General features: G+C 58.6%; 1 pseudogene. It reads right to left on the bottom strand.

Annotation, left to right across the window (positions count from 1 at the left end):
• Positions 1-227 (bottom strand): annotated as a pseudogene (locus A3722_RS06020) (hypothetical protein); the annotation flags it as partial.

Raw genomic sequence — 227 nt, 5'->3', positions numbered from 1 at the left:
ATCGCCAGCCACAGCGCGTGCGGCAGAAACACGATGGGCCGGAAGCCACCATTGCGCATCATCTGCTCAAAGGAGTGCTGAAAGAATCCGTAGATCCAGGTGTTTAGCTGCGGAGAGAAGCGAATTTCGAAGAGTGCGGGCACGGAATAGATCAGCCCGCCGATCATGAAGGCCAGCAAAAGCTCGCGCAGGCCCTCTTCGTCCGCAAGGAACTGCCGCGCCAGCAA

The organism is Sulfitobacter sp. HI0027, from assembly GCF_001634775.1.
GTDB lineage: Bacteria > Pseudomonadota > Alphaproteobacteria > Rhodobacterales > Rhodobacteraceae > Sulfitobacter.
Note: the sequence above shows the minus strand (reverse complement) of the source record. Positions and strands in the feature narration are given on the sequence as shown.